The 17,583-nt window shown below is 51.4% G+C and carries 12 protein-coding genes; 2 read left to right on the top strand and 10 right to left on the bottom strand.

Annotated elements, in window-relative coordinates; genetic code table 11:
• Positions 1-144 precede the first annotated feature (144 nt).
• The gene (pyrE, locus tag J4864_RS05780; RefSeq protein WP_211814050.1) at positions 145-777 is read right to left on the bottom strand and encodes an orotate phosphoribosyltransferase; all 633 of its coding nucleotides are present in this window, start codon (positions 775-777) and stop codon (positions 145-147) included.
• A 340-nt stretch (positions 778-1,117) separates the two neighbouring features.
• Between pyrE and J4864_RS05775 the strand changes: the two genes are divergently transcribed.
• Entirely contained in the window at positions 1,118-3,427 is a 2,310-nt protein-coding gene (locus J4864_RS05775) for an outer membrane beta-barrel protein (protein ID WP_211814049.1), read from the top strand.
• Between the two features lie 818 nt (positions 3,428-4,245).
• On the opposite strand, the gene J4864_RS05770 is transcribed toward J4864_RS05775, so the two are convergent.
• The 9 genes from J4864_RS05770 to prmC form a co-directional block, all read right to left on the bottom strand.
• A complete protein-coding gene (locus J4864_RS05770; protein WP_246479387.1) occupies positions 4,246-5,232 on the bottom strand; it encodes a hypothetical protein in 987 nt (328 codons plus the stop codon).
• Between the two features lie 20 nt (positions 5,233-5,252).
• Positions 5,253-6,611: a BT_3987 domain-containing protein gene (locus tag J4864_RS05765; protein WP_211814048.1), complete on the bottom strand. Its 1,359-nt coding sequence runs from the start codon at positions 6,609-6,611 to the stop codon at positions 5,253-5,255.
• A 31-nt stretch (positions 6,612-6,642) separates the two neighbouring features.
• On the bottom strand, positions 6,643-7,788 hold the full coding sequence (locus J4864_RS05760) for a DUF1735 and LamG domain-containing protein (RefSeq protein WP_211814047.1): 1,146 nt from the start codon (positions 7,786-7,788) through the stop codon (positions 6,643-6,645).
• Between the two features lie 6 nt (positions 7,789-7,794).
• Positions 7,795-8,832 (bottom strand): glycoside hydrolase family 18, encoded by a 1,038-nt coding sequence (locus J4864_RS05755; RefSeq protein ID WP_211814046.1) that lies wholly within the window; start codon positions 8,830-8,832, stop codon positions 7,795-7,797.
• A 26-nt stretch (positions 8,833-8,858) separates the two neighbouring features.
• The gene (locus J4864_RS05750) at positions 8,859-10,418 is read right to left on the bottom strand and encodes a RagB/SusD family nutrient uptake outer membrane protein (protein ID WP_211814045.1); all 1,560 of its coding nucleotides are present in this window, start codon (positions 10,416-10,418) and stop codon (positions 8,859-8,861) included.
• Between the two features lie 9 nt (positions 10,419-10,427).
• Positions 10,428-13,619: a SusC/RagA family TonB-linked outer membrane protein gene (locus tag J4864_RS05745; RefSeq protein WP_211814044.1), complete on the bottom strand. Its 3,192-nt coding sequence runs from the start codon at positions 13,617-13,619 to the stop codon at positions 10,428-10,430.
• 518 nt (positions 13,620-14,137) lie between these two features.
• Positions 14,138-14,845, bottom strand: a complete 708-nt coding sequence (locus J4864_RS05740; RefSeq protein ID WP_211814043.1) for a ComF family protein — start codon at positions 14,843-14,845, stop codon at positions 14,138-14,140.
• Positions 14,829-15,350 carry a regulatory protein RecX gene (locus tag J4864_RS05735; RefSeq protein WP_211814042.1) on the bottom strand — a complete coding sequence of 174 codons (522 nt, stop codon included), beginning with the start codon at positions 15,348-15,350 and terminating at the stop codon, positions 14,829-14,831. Before J4864_RS05735 ends, J4864_RS05740 begins: the two co-directional genes overlap by 17 nt.
• Entirely contained in the window at positions 15,347-16,210 is an 864-nt protein-coding gene (prmC, locus tag J4864_RS05730) for a peptide chain release factor N(5)-glutamine methyltransferase (RefSeq protein WP_211814041.1), read from the bottom strand. The genes J4864_RS05735 and prmC overlap by 4 nt, the downstream gene beginning before the upstream one ends.
• Positions 16,211-16,237: 27 nt before the next feature.
• Between prmC and ribD the strand changes: the two genes are divergently transcribed.
• Positions 16,238-17,380 carry a bifunctional diaminohydroxyphosphoribosylaminopyrimidine deaminase/5-amino-6-(5-phosphoribosylamino)uracil reductase RibD gene (gene ribD / locus J4864_RS05725; protein ID WP_211814040.1) on the top strand — a complete coding sequence of 381 codons (1,143 nt, stop codon included), beginning with the start codon at positions 16,238-16,240 and terminating at the stop codon, positions 17,378-17,380.
• Positions 17,381-17,583: the final 203 nt, after the last annotated feature.

Below are 17,583 nucleotides of genomic sequence, written 5' to 3'. Positions count from 1 at the left end.
GTCGAAGAAAGCGTGTCACATAGCCATATTGTAGGGACAGAAGTCCTCGTCTGTCCACGAAACAGATATTTATCGACGGACGAAGGCTTCTGTCCCTACAGTTCAGTTATTATATGAACTTTTGACACACCCTTTTTAAACCTTTCATTTTTTCCAGTTCGCCGGATCCTTCCGCCACTCATGCAGCATCGGAACATCAGTCTCCTTGATATAGCCGGTCTCCAGGGCTTTCTCAACAACGTGCTCGTAATCGGTAAGAGTGACGAGCTTCACCCCTGCTTCACGGAATGCCTCTTCAGCTACAGGGAAGCCGTAGGTGTAAGAAGCGACCATACCCACCACTTCAAATCCAGCCTCACGAAGGGCAGCGACCGCTTTCAGTGATGAACCGCCGGTAGAGATGAGATCCTCCACAACAATGACCTTGGCGCCGGCAGGCAGCTCACCTTCAATCTGGTTCTTCATGCCATGGTCCTTCGGTTTCGGACGAACGTATGCGTATGGCAACGCCAGCTCATCGGCAACAAGCATGCCCTGCGCAATGGCGCCCGTGGCGACACCGGCCACAGCCGTAGCCTCCGGGAAGTTCTCAAGGATGGCATGAACCAGCTCGAGCTTCACAAACGAGCGCACGTCGTGGAACGACAAGGTCTTGCGGTTGTCACAATAAAACGGTGACTTCCAACCGCTTGCCCATGTAAAAGGTTCGTTGGGCTGCAACTTGATTGCCTTGATACCGAGCAGTTTGCCCGCAAAGACTTTCTTTAAATCTTCCATCTTGATAGTTTATGGTTATATTCTAAGTGCAAACTTACGCATTTTTTCCGAGACTAAAGGACAAAAACACCATAAAAGGAGAGAACAGACAAAAGACGAGTGAGCAAAGGCAGGGCAGACATCAGACTGTCTGGCGGCCTGCCGGTATGCAGCTGTAACGACAGACACCCGAAGAACCGCACGCACAATCCCTACACCATAAAGAAAGACAACAGACAGAAAATGTTTCCTTTTCCTTGCGGAAATCCGTTTTTTATTATACATTTGCAGCAGATACAGATAATACCAGGGAAATGTGACGACACCTGGAGACTTACGACACAACTCTCTTTATTCAAACATGGAAAGACTTTTATTCCTCCTCATCCTGTTCTGTACAGGACTCCGTGCCAGCGCACAAACGGTATCAGGAAAGGTTCTCGACGAAAGCAAGAAGCCTGTACCCTATGCGAATGTCGTTATCCTTTCAGCCGAGGATTCTGCCTTCATTGCCGGTACGACAACCAACGACGACGGCGCTTTCAGCATCAGGAATGCCGCTCCGGGCAACATCCTCAAGGCTTCCTTCGTAGGCTACGAACCGTTTTCCACAGTCCTTTCCGACCAGGGAACCCTGACCATCGTACTGAAAGAGGACGCACAGCTGATGAAAGAGGTGGTTGTAAAGGGCAATGCCCCCCTGCACAAGATGACGGCAGAGGGCATGCAGACGAACATCGAGAATACCGTGCTGAGCAAGCTCGGTACCTGCGAGGATGTTCTTTCGCATATTCCGGGACTGATAAAGAAGAAAGACGGCTACGAGGTCTTCGGCAAAGGGGCACCGGTCATCTATATCAACGGACGGCAGATGCGGGATGCTACGGAACTTGAACGCCTGAAATCAAGCGACATCAGGAGCGTCGAGGTGATTGCCAACCCCGGTTCCAGATATGATGCAACGGTGAAGGCCGTGGTAAAGATACGCACGAAGAGGGTGCAGGGCGACGGCTTCGGCTTCGACGTACGGTCTTCTTACTACCAGTCGGAGAATGTCGACCTCGTCGAACAGCTCAACTGGAAGTACCGCCACGGCCGTCTGGAACTCTTCGGCGGGCACGGCTATTCGCTTGACAACGGAAGCTATCCCAGCAAAACGACCACAATTGTCTATGCCGATACGCTTTGGAGGCAGGACTTCACACAGGAGGCTACAGAGAGAGCATCCCGCTTCAAGAACACGATAGGGGCAGACTATCAGCTGAATGACAGCAATTCCATCGGTATGAAATACACGGTCAACTTCCTCCACGATTCTCCCGCCCCTTTTATGCTCAGCAGTGACGTAAGGGCAAACGAGGCTTTCTATGACCATATCAACACTTCTGCCATGCGCAGCAAGACCCATCGTCCCTCCCAGTTCCTCAATCTTTACTATGTCGGGAAGATCGGAAAGATGGACATAGACTTCAATGCCGATTACCTTTACAACAAGCAGCGTGACCATACCGTCTATCAGGAAGACAGCCGCAACAAGACCAGCCGCACCGTGACTTCCGACAACCAGGAGCGCAACAGGCTCTTTGCTTCCAAGCTGACCCTGGGCTATCCTGTCCTGGGGGGCAGTCTTTCCGTGGGTGCAGAATACACCAGCACGAACCGCAATGACGATTACGTCAACCCCGAGCAGTATGTCCCGACCTCATTCGCACAGCTGAAGGAGTCCAACATAGCTCCCTTCATGGAGTACACACACATGCTCCCTGTCTGCCAGCTGACCGTCGGTCTGCGCTGGGAAGCGGTGAGGTTCAACTACTATGAGAACGGCCTGCACATTGCCGACCAGAGCCGGTCGTTCAGCAACCTGTTTCCAAGCATCTCAGCTGCCACCAAAATCGGAGACCTGCAGATGCAGTTGAGCTATGCCGCGAAGACCCGCCGCCCCTCTTACCGTCAGCTGAGCAACAACGTATCCTACGGCAACCGCTTTCTGATGCAGTCGGGTAACCCGCTGCTCCAGCACGAATACATCCATACGCTCTCTCTGGGAGCCATGTGGAAGTTCATCCAGCTGGGTGTTTCCTATAAAGACCGCCGCCATGCCATTGTGTTCTGGAGCGAGCAGGACAACCATAACTCGGCCGTCTCACGTATTACCTATACGAACCTTCCAAGCATCAAGTCGATATCCGCCCGGCTCACCTTTTCCCCTACCATCGGCATCTGGACTCCCGAATTCAGTGCAGCTGTACAGAAGCAATGGCTCAATTTACAGACAAAAGTGAGGACCTATAAACTGAACAAGCCTATCTGGCAACTCAGCTTCAACAACACGTTCAACTTCGGGAAAGGGTGGCTGCTGTCGATGGAGTCCTACTTCGTCAAAAAAGGCAATGATGAAATCGGGGCATTGGCAAGCAATACAGGTTCGCTTGACATCAACCTCACCAAGTCATTCCTGAAGGACAGACTGGCTTTCCGTATTGGCGGAACGGACTTGTTCCATACCCGGAAGGAGGGAGGAATAGGTTATACTGAACTGATGGAAACAATACAGGTCAGCACGTATGACAGCCGCCAGCTGGTCCTCACGGTCACCTATAAATTCAATGCTTCACGAAGCAAATACAAGGGAACCGGCGCCGGACAGGCAGAGAAGAAGAGACTGTGAGCAAACAGCCTCTTCGCCATACAGCGCACAGAGGCGTGCCAAGACCCGGGATTCCGGAAAGGCCGCCTTCCATATCGACGGTTTCAGACCCTCACAAACATCAAAACGACCGCTGTCATCGAATTGTCAACTCCAGGGCAGCGGTCATTCCGTGCTGTCGGACAACTGCCTTCAGTGGTGCGTCGGCGTTCCGGCACGCCCTCTGCAAGTCGTGTCGAAAACCACGGGAAGAAAGCTGACAGATGAGGGTGTGTCAAAATGCAGATGAATAATCTGACGACTTTCAAACTATAAGCAGGTTTTTCCTAAAAGCAAAGAAAAGACCATTTCTTTACTCAAAATCGAGTACGGAAATGGTCATTTTTAATGAATTGTTTCAAATTGCAAGATTGTCAAAATGGCATTTGTATTTTGACACACCCTCATGGGGCCAGAATGACGCATGGCGATTCACCAACATCACGGACAAGGAACAGGAAATTCTATCTACACGTAGATAATGACTTATTTACATGTAAAGAATGACTTATCAACACGTAAAGAAATATTTATCACCATGTAAAAAAATACAACTATACGGGCATGCACATTTCCAGATGACGGCTCGCAATGACACCACCAGCGTCATGTCCAGCGGGAGACAACAGGACAACCGCAAGTGGCCGGATCCTCATCGGGCGACCGGTCGGCCGAAAAAAGGGATGCACCCATCGGCAGGTGCATCCCTTCTGCTGTTCGAGGCCTCGTCCGACCACCGGAAAAACCCATTGGTTCGTCAAGGCCGGCACAAGCCTCGGTTGAATCAACCGGGTCTCTGTTTAATCATCCGCCTCAGCCTTCGGCAGGACGAAGTAGCCATAGTGGAGATAGTCGTCTTTCAGAATCCACATGATTCCCCATACGTGCGTATCGGAAACCTTGAGGATCTCGACATTCGCACCTTCGTAGACCGTCACGTCACTGCTCCAATAGTCTGTCTTGACTTCAATTTTCCCGTCCGCTTTCTTCCCTACGGAGAGGTCGCCGCTGAACCAGCACTTCAGATAGATATAATCACTGTAGTTCCATTGCGCAAGCTGCTTGCCGTCCTTTTCCCCGATGGAGAAACTGCCATACGACTGTGCATGACTGCCATCGAAGACGAAGTTCTCCTGTGTGGATGCCATGATGGCAGCCTTCTCCTCATCGGTGAAAGGAATATCGGTCGTCGTAACCGTTACCTTCACCGTCCTGCTGACGCCCATCTTGTCGGTAATGGTAAGCGTAGCCGTTCCGTTGCTGAGCCCGCGGATGGTGATGACGTTGTCTACGACGGAATAGACCTCGGCAATGTCTTCATGGTCGCTGACCGCTTCATAGCCGCCGTTCCCACCGGTGACGGTCAGCGTGGCAGAACTCTCGGTGTGTCCGGCCTTTATCTGCACGCCGACCTCCTCTTTGTCAAGAAGAATCTTCTTGTACATTGCCTTTACAAGCACACGCCTGTAATTGCCGGCAGCATCGGAGACCACGATGCCTGTAAGTCCGCTTTTTACAGCGGCCACAGTAATCGCATTCCCCTTGATTGTCAACGTTGCGACATCAGGATTCTCACAGAAAGCCCTGTATTCGCCACCTCCGGCAGTGATGTTGAACGTGGCCGTCTCGCCCACTCCCACACTCACCGTATCGGTATCGAAGGTGAGGGCAGTCTCAACCTTGGGTTCCGGCTTCACTTCCGGTGTGTCTTCATCGTTGCTGCAGGCTGTAAAACCCAAGGCAAGAAATGCCGTCATTACGGCTGAATAGAAATATCTCAGTTTCATTGTTTCAAGTGTTTAGCAGGTTACCAATCTTTTGCATAACTACCCGTCCGCACGGTTTCCTCTCCATAGAAGGCACGTGTGATGTTGTTCAGACGGGTCACATAACCGTTCTGAGGGGTCAGACCGAAGACCATCGTACCACCATAACCGTCAGTCTTGATAGATTTTGCAGTATTAAAAGAAATGATACGACCCTGTCCGAACTCCGACGAGCCCTGTATCATGCCCTTAGGCGACAGGCCTTCATAGTTGTTGGAAAGGTCGCCGTAGCGTCCGTAATCCTGCAGGGCATAGTCGATGAACTCGCCCGGCTTGTGGCCGTCAACAGTCTCCAGGCTTCCCGTGCGGCTGTAGACATAGACTTCTATGAGCTTGTCGGGCATGATCCGCTTGCACTCGTAGCAGAGGCGGGATGCCGCCTCTATGGAAGGTGAGACGAAACCGGGGTAATCGCCATAGTTGGAATATTCATCGTCGAAGAACACACCGTCGAGTCCGTAGGCATCAACAACAGCCTTCAACTCCTGTGCAAACTTAATCGCACCCTCCTTGGAGAGGTTGGCAACACCCGAACGGTCATGGTTTCCGAGAATGCCGAGAATCACCTTCATACCCTTCTCCTGCAACGGCTTCAGGTACTTTTCCTTGTAATCGAGCAGGTGCTGCACGTTCTCATTGTTATAGTTATACACCTCACCGCTCTCAGCATTGTAGTTGATGTTACCTGAGAAAAGAATAACCTGGTCAAAGACATACTTCTTCGACTCCTTCAGCGTGTAACACAGGTTGTGCAGTGGATTGGCATCGTTCACCTCCATACAGCTGATTACCTGCAAGCCGTTGTCCTTATGACAGTTCGGCATCTTAGTGATGTCACGTACGAAAAGAACAAACTCACCCTTGTCCTTTGATGTCTGGCTTGCACCTTTCACACTCAGAGGAATGGCGTAAACACCATTTTCCTTCAGATCCGCAGCCGTGGCATAGCTGACTGTCACCTTGGAAGATTTCGTCGCACCGGCATTTACCGTAGCACCACCGCTCACCGTAACGAGTGATTCGGGCAGTGCTTCGAAGGCTGTGCCATGCGTCTTGTTATAATTCTCAAGTGCCTTGGCATCATACACCAGCGTATAGTCTTCATTCGCCTTGGCTGCCTGGGTGAGGTTCACGTAAAAGTCCGTCGAACCCTTCTCATTGAAAACAAGGGAATCCTGACTGCTGCAGCCGTACTTGTCCGTGAGGAAAGCAAGACTGTTCTCCAATGGCTTGTAACCGCCTTCCGGAACAAGAGGCACATCGATACTCTCCGAACAGGATACAGCCAGAGCCATGCCGAGCATTGAGAGTGCGAGTGCTTTAATATTGTTGATATTCATAAATGTCATTTTGATTAAAACGTTTAACAGATTATTTCTCTGGCAATGAAACATTATGCCATGGCAGCGGTTTGTCAGCCTTGGCATCATTACCGTTGCCGGTAGCATCCTTTACGATGTTGGGACTGGTACTGTCGTCCATCTTCCAATAGCCCACGAGACCGGGAGTCTTCGGGTCAACGCTGTAGATGTGTCCGGCAATCTCTTCCTGCGTACGGACAACATTCCAGACACGTACTTCGGACATATTGCCCTCGAACCAGCGGGCGTCATCATAAGACTTGCCGATGAGGAACATACGGTCAGGAGAATCTCCCTTGATGGTTACCGTTCCCATACGAAGCGTGCCGTGCGACTGCAGCATGCCGTTGACATATACTTTCACCTCACGTGTATCAGCATTGTAGGTCATGGCCACATGCTGCCAGCGCTTGGTCAGCAGACCCTTGTTGGAGTCGTAGTCTGGGAAGTTTCCGCTGCGGGTCGCTATCTGAATCTGATTGTCAGGGAAGCCTGCATCACCGATACGCATGAGGAAGTTGCCCTCAATACCCATGATGGTAGAGATGAGCTTGCCGAATTCACGCGGGTAGATGAGTGCCTCCATCGTAATCTGGTGCATGTCTGTGACCAGGTCCGGGGTCTTCCAGTCTACCTGCAGATAGTTCTTGCTCATGTCAGCTACAACATTGATGAGCGCACCTGCACGGAACACAAAGTAATAGTTCTTGGCCGACTGCAGGATTTCAATATCCTTGCAGTCGACCGTTACGGGCAGGACATAGGTCGTCGAACGGTCCAGGTCGCCGAGTTGGGAAAACTCAAAACGGGCCTCGTTACTCTTCACACTGCCCTGATTGATTTTCACATCACTCACGAGTATCTTATAACAAGTCGCCGGCAGCAATACGGCATGACCGTAATAGGCCTTGTTGTAAGTCTCCAGCAGCTGGGGAGCTGGTGCGAAAGTTGCATTCAGTTCTTTCTCTGCAGGGCGTGAGGTCGAGAGTTTCAATGTCTTCACCAGGGTACTTGCATCTTTGATGATGGTCTCACTGGTAAATGTCTTTCCATCTATGAACGCCTTGCTTGCGAAGTCGGCTTCATCATTGTTCTGGCAGGCTGCCATCAACAGGGCTGCCGCCAGGACAGGAACATATTTAAACAGCTTCTTCATTTCCTTTTACTCTTTAACGGTTGGATTGATAGTTGAGATGACCTTACGCAGGTTCGGATAGGTGAACGAGGCATTGTAATAATCAACATTGGCGTTCAGCAAGCCCATTCCAGCACAGGTATAGCCGGTATGGTCCGAAGCAACGAACTTTGCAATACCATGCATTGCCAATGTCTTACCCCAATAACCAGTCTTAGTATCGGTTTCGTCGATAGACTTATTGTTTGCCAAAAGAATGAACTTGTCAGTCGGCACACCTTCTACCGCAGCCTTACGGACCAGATAATCAACACCCGATATGGACTTCTCATCCTGTGTTGGGATAATGAGATAGCGCGCCTGTGCAAAAAGACTCTTGTCAGTTACATGCTGCGGACGACCCATTATTATCAGTTCCTTGTCCTTATGGCGTTCTTTCCAGTCCTTGGTTATACCTAAGAAAACGTTCTCCAAGGCAATAGCCTCAGCCTTTTCCTGCTCATTGAGATAATGTGTGAGCTTCGCATTGAATCCCATGATCACACCATCATAGTTATACTTATCAGCAAGACGTAACTGTGTATTGACAGAATCAACCAGGAAACCATTGAAGTCACGGAAGTGCTTACCAGCATTCTCAGGCTTTGCCATAAAGGCTTTCTTCCGTGCTTCGTAAACTGTCTTGATAGCATCACAGCTTACCTGAAATACGACTTTCATACCTTTCTGACTTCTTACTTCCTCGATTTCCTGCATCATCTGTCCAGTAACCGTTCCAGGGTTCGTCAGCACAACGTAATCCACACTGTCAGGAACAGCGTTGATATGCTGCGCCTGTGTGAATGGAACAGCCTGGCTGTTATCGAACCACGCCATCATGATCTTATGACTGCTTGCCTTGTAAGCACGGATGCCTGCAAGATAGTTCTGATAGAGTTCCGGATTCTGACGCTCTATACCGGGCTGGTTGATGTCTACAGGTTCAACGTCTGTATCACAGCTGGACATAAGCAAAGCCGCCGCACAGACCGTTGAATATGCTATATATTGAATGATATGTTTCATTTTTCTTTCTATTTAATCGGTAATCATTATTTTGCCCACCAGACATCTGTAGCCATGTTGTCGGCTCCGCCGAGCATTCCCACAGCTGCATTGTAGTTGTCAAGGTTGTTGCTGCGTTCTTCCTGTGGATAAGCCAGACGCCGGGCACCCCGCTCACTGCTTACCACGCCGCCACTGTTGTTCACCTTCACCGGCATCAGCTTCGGGTAACCTGTACGGCGATAGTCTGACCACGCCTCCAAGCCAAGTGGGAACATAGCCAGCCACTTCTGGGTGATGATACGTTCCAACTGCTGCTCAACGGGATTGCTGTCGTCCCAGGCAACCGTGATGGATGAAACCGGTCCTGAATAAGAATTAAGTCCGGCGGGATCTGTATAGACAGCAGGTGTACTGGTATTATCAGCCAGATAAGCCGCAGCACCCTTTACGCCCCACTGCTCAAAGGACAGCTCAACACCCTTCTTATAGAAACTGCCGGCTGTACCTCCCATGTTCCAGTTCTTCAAAGCACCTTCAGCACGTAGGAAAGCCACTTCGGCCGCATTCATCCACAAGAGCCTGGTGTCGGTCTTTACATTGTAGTTGCTGTAAGCATGGGCAATCTCCGCACCCGGAATCTGGATGCCGGAACGCAGGCCATAGTAGCCGTTGGTTCCTCTTGAGAAAGTGGACTTTGTGAACATCGCTTCACGACGCGGATCCTTGTAACCGTTCATGTAAGTGGTGATGTCGGCGCCGATACGCGAGTCGCCACCGTTATACTCATACATGACAACCTCGAAAGGATTGGTATTCGACAAGGTCATGAAAGCGTTGTCATCATTGGAAGTCATCACACCGACCTCATTGCTCACTGAAGCCTCTGCCTCCTGTTTGGCCAGCGTCGGGTCAGCCTTTGATATGCGGACAGCCAGACGAAGCCGAAGAGAATTGCCAAACTTGATCCACTTCTCCACATTCCCGCCATACACATTGTCGGCCTTAGGCGAGAAGTTGAGCGTGCGATTGGCCGTCAGCGTAGCAATGGCCTCGTCCAGCTGCTTGAACATGAGCTTATATACCTCCTGCTGGGAATCGTAAGGTGCAGTGATTTCACCATTCTGTCCCACCTTGGAATAAGGTATCGGGCCATAGGCATCGGTAACACGATGGATACCGGCAACCTTTATGATCTGTGCGACAGCCAATGGAACAGGCTCGTCGGTGGCGCTCTTCACTTCGTTGAAATAGATGGAGAGCTTAGGAAGGAAGTCCCTGAACAACACGCGGTTCCAGCTGTTCTCCGGACTGAACTGCGCAAAGTTCTTGCCTATAAAGCCGGCATTGGAATCGGAAAGATAGCCGCCATATGAACCGCCGCACAGGCATTCTGTGAACTGATTGGTATTGACATCCGTAGGAATCACCCAGCTCTGCAGGTTCACCATGGCTGCGCCCAATGAATAAGCATCACGTTCCGTCTCCTTCTTCGACACGCCGTAGGGATCCTGGTTATAGTCCTCGTAGCTGTTGGTACAGCCCGCCAGACTCACAACCAGACCGGCCGATACCGTTGACAATATGATATTTCTTAAGTGTTTCATAACTTTGATTTAGAATTTAAGCTTGATGTTGAACCCGATATTTCTCGTACTGGGCGTCATGAACTTGTCTATACCCTGATAGTAGTTGCCGGTCGTAGCTGTTGTCTCAGGATCGAAAGGAGCCTTACAGTAGAACATCAACAGGTTGCGGCCTGTCACGGAAAGCGTCAGGTCGCCCAGACCGAAGAAGTGATTCTTCTTGAAGGTATAGCTGAGACTTGCTTCCTGCAAGCGGACATTCGTTGCACTGTAAGTGTAGAACTGCGGAATACCGTCACTGCCACCGATGGTCGAATACCATGATTCGGGGTTGAGGCGGTCATTGCCGTTCACCTCCACATATCCCCTGTCACGTGCCTTTGCACTTGCCTCTGATACTCCATAGAGGTCGAGCGCAGCCTGTGTCGCCGAGTAAACGATGCCGCCGAAACGTGCGCTGACCATCACACTGAGGTTGAATCCCTTATAAGAGAAATCATTGCGCCATGCCATGTTCGCCTTGGGGAATACAGAACCCAGCTTCACGTCGCCGACGTTATTGTTACGATAGACCTTGCCGTTCTTGTCGACATAGATACGTCCCTTGTCGTCACGCTTCACATCCGTCAGGGAGTAAAGGTCGCCTAACGTGCCGCCCTCCTTGAGAATGAAGTGTGCATTGCCCAGTCCTCCGACATCAAGACGGTCCTTGTTGATGACTGCCCCTGTCTCTGGATGAACGTAGTTACGCACCAGCTCGTTGATACGGTTGCGGTTGGAACTCAAAGTATAGTTGCTCGACCATCCGAAACCAGCCCAGTTATTGCTGTAACCCAGAGCTAACTCGATTCCATTGTTTGACACATTACCTGTCTGGATATAAAGAGCAGAGTAACCTGATGACACAGAGATGTCAGGATTGAAAGTCTGGTTGAAGGTCTTTGTCCAATAGAGTGTCGCATCCAGACTGAAGTGCTTGAGGAAGCGGGCCTGCAGACCGATTTCCCACGAGTTCGTCGTCTCCGGTTTCAAGTCGTAGATCGGATAGACCATCTGGCTCTTCCACTGCTTCGTCGTATTGTCCCACTCGTACTTCGGATTGGCAATGTTGCGGAGGAACGGAATACCGACAGAGGCGAACGAGCCGCGTACTTTCAGATAGTCAATAGCCCGTGGCAGCTTGACAGACTCAGAGACAATCCACGAGCCGCCCACTGACGGATAGAAGAAAGAATGCTTGTTGGAATGAGGACCTGCCAACATTGAAGGCCAGTCGTTACGCCCCGTGACCGTAAGATACAGCTGGCTCTTCCATCCCAGTTCCAGACTACCGAGAAGTGACTTCGTCTGCTCATGATAGCCTGCCGGCAGCCGTTTCTCACGTGCCGCATCCACCTGATACTCATTGAAGACATTGGGAATCAGGTTGTCGGCTATCGGACCGTCAAGACCCGTCTGGTCCTGCTTGATGTCAGAGAGAGAAGCACCGATATTAGCCACCAGTGACAGCTTGTTCTGAAGGAAGTGCTTGTTGACATTCAGCATCACATCGCCGTACACCTGCTTGTCGTCGGTCTTTACCTTGGCATACTGGCCGTTGGCACCGGCGATGGTCGTGTTCGTGCTGGCATAGTACTTCTTCTCGAAAGTATTCGTAGCATTGTCAATACGGATACGTCCCACGACGTTCAACCAGTCTGTCACCTTATAGGTAAGTCCGGCATTCATCATGTAGCGGTACTTCTTGTTGGTACGGAGGTTACGGTAGTTGATCCAGTAAGGATTCTGACCGACAAACTCGCTGAGCAGGTTGTTCCAGTTCTGCGTGTAGATATTGCGTGTCGTATCGAAGTGTTCAAACATCGCCATATCGTTGTAGTCGTTGCCACGCGGATAGAGGTAAGCCGAAACCAGCGGATTGGCATACACACCCTGGTTGGTCATGTTGCGGTCGTTCTGGATGATATAGCTTGCACCGACATCCAGCAGCAACCTGTCGCCCAGCATGCTGGATGTGTTCCGGAACGTAAAGTTGTAACGGTTGTAACGGTTGTTGGGAATGATACCGCCCGAATTCAACGCACTGGCAGAGAAGTAACTCTGGTTCTTCTCCGAACCTGTAGAAACCGTGAACGCCTCTGTGGTCATGATGCCTGTCTTGAGATAGTCCTTCTTTGGGTCATAACCCATGTAGTTGGCATCATTCAGCAGGCGTCCCCAGCTGTAACTGTCACCGCCGGCTGTACGCAGACTGCTGCCTGTCCCGTAACGGTTCTGGAACTCCGGCAGACGGAAAGCCGTGGAGAACTCCGTGCTCTGGCTGACGGTAAACTCCGTATGTCCCACCTTTCCCTTCTTCGTTGTGATGACGATGGCACCGTTGGAAGCACGGTTACCATAAAGTGCCGCTGCTGCAGCACCCGTCAAGACAGACATACTCTCAATATCCTCCGGATTGATATCTGCGATGGCCTCTGTCGTACCGTTCGATCCGAAGATCGCATCACCGCTGCCGCCGAGGTTGAACATCGGCACGCCATCGATGACATACAGAACGTTGCTCGACTGCTCGATGCTGCGTGTACCACGCATCACGACCTTTGAAGCACCACCGGCACCGGACGAACTGGCATTGATGTTCACGCCGGCTACCTTACCGCTGAGCGAATTGATGAAGTTGGCATCCTTGTTAGTCCCCAAAGATTCACCGCTCACCTGCTGCACATTGTAGCTCAACGCCTTCTGTTCACGCTTGATGCCGAGGGCCGTGACAACCACTTCGTTCAGCTCCTTGGCACTGCCCATGGAAAGGCTGATGTCGTATGTATCAGCCTTACCGACACGCACTGTCCTGGTGGTGTAGCCGATGTAGGAGATTTCAAGTTCAGAACCCTCCTCCGCCATCAGCGTAAACCGTCCGTCAATATCTGTGACAGCACCGCCCTGGGTACCTTTCAGACGGACAGTAGCACCGATGACCGGTTCTCCGTTCTCCTCCTTTACAACTCCTACGACTTTCTTCTTCTCGCCGGCGTTCTGCGGCTTCTGCGGAACCTGTGTTGACGGAATAGAAACGGCATTTCCATCCCTTTGTCTCAATGCAGTCATGGAACTCTCCCGCATCGCATCCGTCTTGTCGGACGCAACGCCGTGAGCTTCCGTGCTCAGATTCAGACATAACAGGAATGCGGTCAGGTACAGACCATTTTTCTTGTTATTCATTCAGCTTTATTGTTAATTAGGTTAATATTTTCCAAAAGGTAATATGATAGAATCCGTCCGCTTATATTGAGGATACCCTGGACGCATCCCTTCCATAGGCGGAACTTTTCATTCAGGTTTACTGTCTTGCATTAGGTTTTGTATTCGGTTCTTGTCGGTTCTCAGTTTGTGCCCGGCAAAAGTAAGAAAAAATTTGAATTGGACAAAGAAAAAGCCCTCCTTTCTTCCGGAGTTTCCGCAAAATATGGAATCAGTAGATAATTTGTGTCAAGGCTTAGTACGGATCACGTTAAGTATTATAATAATTCGGATAGAAGTAGTTTGTGTTGTTCAATGCCCGTGACGGTTCCATTCATGTGCAGTCAAGGACAGCCATGGCTTTTTCATACCGTCTGCCACATGGATCCCAATAAAAACTTCATCTGCAATTACATCTGGAACGTTCTGCCCCGACAGACGGTCTGGCAAGGAGTCAATCCCTTTACAGGATACGGCTGCCGGAGCGGGAAGCCACGCATCTATTCATTATTCGCAAACCCCAGAGAGAGGACGCTGACCTTGACATTGCCGGCTTTGAAGAGCTCACGGGCTGCAGCGACGAGCGTCGCCCCGGTGGTGATGACATCATCAACAAGCAGGACATGCCGGTTGCGCACGGCAGAGGCATCCGTCAGCCGGAACGCCTTTTCCACATTCTCGTTACGTTCCCAACGGCTCTTCTGCGTCTGGCTGCCATGGAAAGAGATACGTTCAAGGACGTCGCCGACTACAGGAATCCCGGCTGCAGTGCTGATGCCCCGGGCTATCTCCACGCTCTGGTTGTATCCTCTCTCCCGTTCACGCTGCCGGGCAAGCGGCACAGGGACCAGTGCGGTGATGCCGTCGAAGAAGCCGTCCGCTGCAAACTCGTCGGCAACAAGGCGGCCAAGCAGCTCCCCTGTCTCGGGATGTCCGCCATACTTGAGCTGATACAACAGGCGGCTGGTGTCCGAGTGAGCCTTGTAGAAGAAGAGGGATGCCCCTCTCTCAATGGGGATTCTCCCCCAGAAGAGCCGCACAAGCCGGTTGTCACAGGCATTACGGGCATAGCCTGTACGGGGGAGGCTCTGGTTGCAGCAGGCACACATCACCTCCTCCGTAACGGTCAGACGCCCTCCGCAGATGGTACACGACCGAGGAGCAAGGGTGTCTATCAGACGGGCAAGCACACTAATCGGTCTCGTCATCGTCATCAGCAAAGTCTATGTTGCCGTCCGCTGCGACAATCCCTTCGTCAATACACTTCCTGATCAGATCCATCGTGAACCCGCGTCCCATGGCAAATCTGATCAGCTTCATCGAGCGTTCATAGTCATTGTCAGCCTTGATGGTGCGGTACTTGCCAGCCAGCAGCGGGCGCAGGACGGCAAGATACTCCTCATCCCCGACAGCATCCAGGATGGGCGACGAGACGGAACTGTCCACCTTCTTCATCCACAGAGCCTGCTCTATCTTCCGGCGTCCCCACTTGTTGTAACGGATTTTATCGTAGACGAAAGACTCCGTATAACGGCTGTCGTCCACATAATGCAGCCTTAAGAGTTTCTCCATAATGCGTGCCTGGGCGTCTTCCGCCAGTCCCCACCTGCGCATTTTTTCCAGCATTTCTCCCGAGCAATGTTCGCCTTTCGCACACAGGTCGGCAAGTTTCTTCAGAGCCTGCGGCTCCGGCATAGGCCGTTTCTGTATCATGGTCGGAGGGCTTTCGTGAAGCGTAACTTGCCGAACTGGTCTTCCCTAAGCATGACCTGCTTATAACCAGACTCGTCCAGCATCTCCTTCACCTTATTTATATATAATGGGTTGGTCTCGAAGTAGAGTACACCTTCATCCGACAGCGTCTGCACGCCGTATTCAGCTATTGCCCGATAGAACTGCAGCGGGTCGTCATCCGGTACGAAAAGGGCGGTCTCCGGCTCGTATTCCAGCACGTTCGCCGTCATTGCCGCCCTCTCCCTGTTGCAGATATAGGGCGGATTGCTGACGATGATGTCCCATTGCCGCTCCATGGCAGCAGGAGAGGGATGGAGTGCGTCTTCCATCTTCAACTCAACACGGGCATCCCATCGGTGGATATTCTCACGTGCAATCAACAAAGCATCACCCGATACATCCCACGCCGTAAGGGCGGAATTGTAAAGGTCCAGTGCCAGACTGACAGCTACGCATCCGCTCCCGGTCCCCACGTCCAGCACCTGAAGCGGCACAGGAGGCTGCAGGGCACAGTAAGGGCGGTTGTAATCTTCTTCTATCCACCGGCACAGCACTTCCGTCTCCGGGCGTGGAATCAGTACTCCGGACGCAACATGAAAGGGTCGCCCGCAGAACATTGCATACCCGAGAACATACTGCACTGGCTCTGCACGTTCCAGCCGTGACATGATTTTCTCCAATCCGTCAGCTTCGTCTCGTGATAATTCATTAACTTTGCCCGTATAAATATCGGTCAGCGAAATGCCAGACTGCACCTCCAGCACGAGCCGAATGATTGCCTGTGCCTCACCGTCATCGTACAAGGGAGTGAGTCTGTGCCATAAATCCTGGTATGTCATGACTGCAAAGATAGGAATTTTAAAGATATGAAACAAGAAGAAACTGACGAAATCTATATGCACCGCTGCCTGCAGCTGGCACGCAACGGACAGCAGCTGGCCAAGCCGAACCCGATGGTGGGGGCGGTCATTGTGAGCAAGGATGGCAGGATTATCGGTGAAGGCTATCATGTCCGCTGCGGCGAAGGACACGCCGAAGTGAACGCTTTTGCATCTGTGAGGAAAGAGGACGAGGCTTTGCTGCACGAAGCAACGGTGTATGTCAGCCTCGAGCCTTGTTCCCATTACGGCAAGACACCTCCCTGCGCCGACCTGATTATCAGCAAAGGCGTGCGGCGTGTAGTCTGCGGCTGCATCGACCCTTTTTCCAAGGTACAGGGGCGTGGCGTGAAGAAGCTCCGTGAGGCCGGCATTGACGTGACGGTAGGTGTATTGGAAAAGGAGTGCCTGGAGCTGAACAAGCGGTTCATCACTTATAACACGCATCACCGACCGTACGTGATACTGAAGTGGGCGCAGACAAAAAGAGTAACAACTAACACACTATTCAACACACCAACAAACACACTATCCAACACACCTGCCAGCCCCTCCCCCTCACCCCTCCCCCATAGGGAGGGGAGTGAACACCGGGATTCCCCTGATGATCTGAGTATTATAAATGGCAGCCAAGATGAAATAACGGCTCGTGAGAAAAAAACTTCTGCGGCTTACATTGGCAACTTGCCGGGCAGAGACTATCATCCGCTGATCATCTCTACGCCCTTCACAAAGATGCTGGTACATAAGCTGAGAGCAGAGAACGACGCAATACTCGTTGGCAAAACAACGGAAGAACTGGAACATCCACAGCTGACGGTAAGGGAATGGAGCGGTCCGAATCCCGAGAAACTGGTGCTGACAAGACATCCGACAAGGGAGGGGGAATATGCTACGCCTGCCGAAGCACTGTCACACCTCTATGCCGAGAAGAAACAGAGTCTCATCGTCGAAGGCGGTGCAAAGACCTTGCAGAGTTTCCTTGACGCAGGACTATGGGATGAGATACGCATTGAGACTGCACCTTTCACGATCGGCGAAGGTATAGAAGCCCCCCGGCTGCCCGGAAACATACACATCACAGGCATCGAGCATTATGGGAACGCCATCATAACCTACGAACGGAGATAAGACGAGGTAGGAACAAGTCGGTCTCCCCCCTGCCTCCCCCACTAATCAGTCTCTGAGGATGATTTTCGACGATCCTACGCCTTCCAGACAAGCAGACTCCGCCTGCTTCCTGAAAGATTACAGCGGGTGCATAAAAGGGTTCTTCCGTTAAACGCATGGATGCTTTTCGCATAGCTTTGACGGAAGAACTGAGGTTGTTCATT

The organism is Prevotella multiformis, from assembly GCF_018127985.1.
GTDB lineage: Bacteria > Bacteroidota > Bacteroidia > Bacteroidales > Bacteroidaceae > Prevotella > Prevotella multiformis.
Note: the sequence above shows the minus strand (reverse complement) of the source record. Positions and strands in the feature narration are given on the sequence as shown.

Bases quoted from the DNA above. Each gene is read 5' to 3' on its own strand.
- J4864_RS05765 (WP_211814048.1), bottom strand. From the start codon at position 6,611: ATGAATATCAACAATATTAAAGCACTCGCACTCTCAATGCTCGGCATG.
- J4864_RS05775 (WP_211814049.1), top strand. From the start codon at position 1,118: ATGGAAAGACTTTTATTCCTCCTCATCCTGTTCTGTACAGGACTCCGT.
- J4864_RS05735 (WP_211814042.1), bottom strand. From the start codon at position 15,350: ATGATACAGAAACGGCCTATGCCGGAGCCGCAGGCTCTGAAGAAACTT.
- prmC (WP_211814041.1), bottom strand. From the start codon at position 16,210: ATGACATACCAGGATTTATGGCACAGACTCACTCCCTTGTACGATGAC.
- ribD (WP_211814040.1), top strand. From the start codon at position 16,238: ATGAAACAAGAAGAAACTGACGAAATCTATATGCACCGCTGCCTGCAG.
- J4864_RS05755 (WP_211814046.1), bottom strand. From the start codon at position 8,832: ATGAAACATATCATTCAATATATAGCATATTCAACGGTCTGTGCGGCG.
- J4864_RS05740 (WP_211814043.1), bottom strand. From the start codon at position 14,845: ATGACGAGACCGATTAGTGTGCTTGCCCGTCTGATAGACACCCTTGCT.
- J4864_RS05745 (WP_211814044.1), bottom strand. From the start codon at position 13,619: ATGAATAACAAGAAAAATGGTCTGTACCTGACCGCATTCCTGTTATGT.
- J4864_RS05760 (WP_211814047.1), bottom strand. From the start codon at position 7,788: ATGAAGAAGCTGTTTAAATATGTTCCTGTCCTGGCGGCAGCCCTGTTG.
- J4864_RS05750 (WP_211814045.1), bottom strand. From the start codon at position 10,418: ATGAAACACTTAAGAAATATCATATTGTCAACGGTATCGGCCGGTCTG.
- J4864_RS05770 (WP_246479387.1), bottom strand. From the start codon at position 5,232: ATGAAACTGAGATATTTCTATTCAGCCGTAATGACGGCATTTCTTGCC.
- pyrE (WP_211814050.1), bottom strand. From the start codon at position 777: ATGGAAGATTTAAAGAAAGTCTTTGCGGGCAAACTGCTCGGTATCAAG.